Origin of the sequence: Vibrio sp. V23_P3S9T160, from assembly GCF_963886625.1 — a bacterium.
GTDB classification, from domain to species: Bacteria; Pseudomonadota; Gammaproteobacteria; order Enterobacterales; family Vibrionaceae; genus Vibrio; species Vibrio anguillarum.
Map to the genome: position 1 here is coordinate 1 of NZ_CAWPDB010000062.1, position 3,815 is coordinate 3,815.

The 3,815-nt window shown below is 39.1% G+C and carries 3 protein-coding genes; all 3 read left to right on the plus strand.

Annotated elements, in window-relative coordinates; translation table 11 throughout:
• Positions 1 to 59: 59 nt before the first annotated feature.
• On the plus strand, positions 60 to 1,166 hold the full coding sequence (locus tag AACU59_RS03565; RefSeq protein WP_094144933.1) for a class I SAM-dependent methyltransferase: 1,107 nt from the start codon (positions 60 to 62) through the stop codon (positions 1,164 to 1,166).
• 23 nt (positions 1,167 to 1,189) lie between these two features.
• Complete coding sequence (locus AACU59_RS03570; protein ID WP_094144932.1) at positions 1,190 to 2,434, plus strand: NAD(P)/FAD-dependent oxidoreductase; 1,245 nt, start codon at positions 1,190 to 1,192, stop codon at positions 2,432 to 2,434.
• A gap of 179 nt (positions 2,435 to 2,613) precedes the next feature.
• Positions 2,614 to 3,815 (plus strand): transporter substrate-binding domain-containing protein (locus tag AACU59_RS03575; RefSeq protein ID WP_237666559.1); only part of this gene is annotated, 1,202 nt, incomplete at its 3' end.

Here is a 3,815-nt window from a genome sequence, read left to right on the forward strand (position 1 = left end):
TTTGTATCCTTGACTTAAATATTGATTTTTAAGAATTGAGTCGAACTTAGATTAAGTGTTTGGATATTGTTCACAAATTAAAGTTAGGTTTTAATGTGTTAAATCAAAAAATAGATCCTTATAACGCTTTAGAGGCAAAAACCGAAGCTCAAAAATTATCTTTTGCCCCCATCGTTTTTCATACGGCGCGTACATTACGTGACTTAGGCATACTGGCTGCATTAGATAATGCTGGCGAAAAAGGTTTAAACGCAGAACAAATTGCTCAAGAAACGAGCGTGTCAGAGTATGGCGTTAAAGTATTGCTCGATATGGCCATCAGTGCCCATATTGTTTTATGGGATAAACCGAATTATTCATTGGCTAATCTAGGCATTTTTTTGCTGCATGATGGGATGACGCAAGCCAATATGGATTTCACGGCAGACGTTTGTTATGCCGCCATGATGCATTTAACCGAATCGATCACCGAAGGCAAGCCTGCTGGTCTGAAAGAACTCGGCGATTGGGATACCATCTACCAAGGTTTATCGCGTTTGCCCCAGCAAGCTAAAGACAGTTGGTTCAAATTCGATCACTTCTATTCCGATCGTTCTTTTCCTATTTTGCTGAAAGAAGTGTTTCGTAAAAAACCGAAACATTTGGTCGATATTGGTGGCAATACGGGTAAATGGGCACTGCAATGTTGTCACTATGATTCAGACGTTGAAGTGACGATTGTGGATCTGCCACAACAGTTGGAAATGGCGATGGCTAACGTGCAGCAACAAGGTTTTACGCAGCGTATTCATCCTTTTCCAGCCAACATGCTCGATAAAGAACAACCGTTACCAAAAAATGCGGACGTGTGGTGGATGAGCCAGTTTTTAGACTGTTTTTCGCCAATGGAAATTTTGAGTATTTTAAAACGCGTTCGCGCCAATCTTTCTGCATATTCGACGGTTTATATTTTGGAACTGTTCTGGGATTCACAGAAGTACGATGCGGCTTCTTATAGCCTCAATGCCACCTCTTTGTATTTTACCTGCCTTGCAAATGGTAATAGTCGCTTCTATCGCAGCGAAGATTTCTTAGAAATCGTTCAAGCAGCAGGATTACAGGTGATCAAACGAACCGACAATATTGGCCTTGGCCACACCTTGTTAGAGCTAAAAGCCCAAGCTTAATTAAAATCGATGCGAGTCAATTCATGAATAAAGAGATAACTCAAGTTGTTATCATTGGTGCGGGCCCTTCGGGTTCGACTGCCGCGGCATTACTCCATGCACAAAACATACGCGTGTTGGTTATTGAAAAAGCACTTTTCCCACGCTTTTCTATTGGCGAAAGCTTATTACCTGCTTGTATGGAAGTGATAGAAGCGGCGGGAATGTTACCTGATGTTATGCGTGCGGGTTTTCAATATAAAAATGGTGCTGCCTTTCGAAAAAATGGTGTATACGCCCAGTTTGATTTTACCGACAAATATTCGAATGGGCCGGGAACCACTTTTCAGGTTCAGCGTAGTCAATTTGATAAAGTATTAGCGGATTCTGCTGTTAAGCAAGGGGTTGAAATTCGTTATCAACATCAACTGACGAATATCGAATTTGAAGAGAATAAATCACAATTATTGGTGACGGATCAACACGGTATAACGTATCAAATTGAAGCCGACTTCGTGCTTGATGCCAGTGGCTTTGGGCGAGTATTGCCTAAGTTACTCGATTTGGAAGAGCCATCGTGTTTACCTCCGAGAAAAGCCATCTTTACCCATATCATTGATCATATCTCCCCTGAACAACCAGACTACGACCGAAACAAGATACTGATCTCCGTCCATCCGCGTAATCCTGACGTATGGTATTGGCTCATTCCTTTTTCTAACGGCACATGTTCATTAGGTGTTGTCGGTGAACCGTCGTTTTTTGACGGCTATCCAAGTGATAAAATTGCGGCGATCCAGCAGTTGGTGAATGAAATGCCTGAGCTGGCAGAACTGCTTTCGAAGTCCGAATACCCTAATCCTGCTGGTGAGCTAGGCGGCTATTCTGCAAATGTTAAGCAGTTGGCCACGGTAAATTATGCGTTATTAGGCAATGCTGGTGAATTTTTAGACCCGGTGTTTTCATCAGGTGTAACGATAGCCATGAAATCGGCTCAGTTAGCGGTGTCTTGTGTTGTACGCCAACTAAAAAAAGAAAGTGTAGATTGGCAGCAAGAGTATTCTCAGCCATTAATGGTCGGAGTGGATACGTTCCGCACTTATGTGGAAGGTTGGTACAACGGCATGTTACAAGAGGTGATTTTTTACCAAACGCCCAATCCAAGAATAAAGCAGATGATTTGCTCTATTCTTGCAGGATATGCTTGGGATCGTAGTAATCCTTATGTCGCTGAGCATCAACGACGCTTATCAAGTTTAGCTGAAATTATTCGTACTTCATCTCATTAATAATATCCGCACCGAAATTATGTTTTGGTGCGGATATGCATCTCACATTTTAATTTTATGGGTTTATTCTCTTGTAAGATTATTCCTACACTGCATTAACGTGTTGATAAATATGTATTTTAACCAGTTTTGTTCTGATGCCCTATTCTTGGCAATGACGAGCAGGATCGTTAAACTAGTTGGATATTGGAATCAATATCACGAGAATGAATTTGTTACGTATCTACTTATTGTTAATTTTAGCAATTAACTTACTTTTTAATACTGTTTATGCCGCCGATTATTTATCAGATTCGGAACGTACCTATTTAAAAACAAAAAAAGTCATTGTAATGGGTGTATTGTCTGAACCTTGGCTACCTTATTGGGGCGGCATTGAGAATACAATCGGTATTCAACATGATTATGCGGTAGGAATAGGAAAAGAGCTTGATGTCAAAATTGAATATCGTAGCTATCAATCGATAACTGATCTTGTTGCTGCTGTGCATGGTGGTGATGTGGATTTTGCTATTGGTTTTAGCAAAACAAAAGAGAGAGAAAAAAACATTTTATTCAGTTTGCCACTCTATAATAACCTACGAGTGATTTGGCTAAGGGACAAAAAATTAAATCAGCAAGATATGAATCATTTGAAATGGGTTTGCGTACAAGGTTCATCTTATTGTGAAACATTAGAGCAGAGCCATTACCCACACATATTACTAGCACAAAGTTTCTTAGAATCAGCAGAAATGATGAAGCAAGGTTTAGCCGATGCAACGATAACCAACTATATATCACTCAATCATTATATCAGCCCTAATTCTGGATATGACGGTGAGGTTATTGCAGATGGTCGATTAGGTGTCGAAATAAATAGAATCATTTTGCCGATGGGAAATAATGAATTAAAAAGCATTTTTGATAAACTCATTCTTGCTGAAGCAACAGGAAATACAGCTAATAAGATAGACTCGACTAATATTTATTTTTTGAATAATAAAGATAGCCTAAAATTATTAAGTCAAGAAAATAGCAATCAAATTGTCAGATACACCATAGAAGAAGATATATATCCACTCTCTTATTGTGATGAGGATGATAATCAGGTGAAGGGATATGTCCATGATTTACTCAAGCTCATTGAGTCAAAAAGCTTTCTTAAATTTCAGTATGTGCCAGCCAATGGTAGAGATATTAGACAGATGCTTATCGATAATGAAGTCGATTTATTGCCTTCATTAAATGTCGATGACATCGATAATCGTGATTTTATAGCGACCCCACCTTACACTAATTTGCAATTTGGTTATGTGGTCACTAAAAAACCTTTTCAACAGAAAAAATTAGCGATATTAGATCGTACTGGTTACTTATATAGCCACTTAAAAATCTATGA

Bases quoted from the DNA above. Each gene is read 5' to 3' on its own strand.
- AACU59_RS03570 (WP_094144932.1), top strand. From the start codon at position 1,190: ATGAATAAAGAGATAACTCAAGTTGTTATCATTGGTGCGGGCCCTTCG.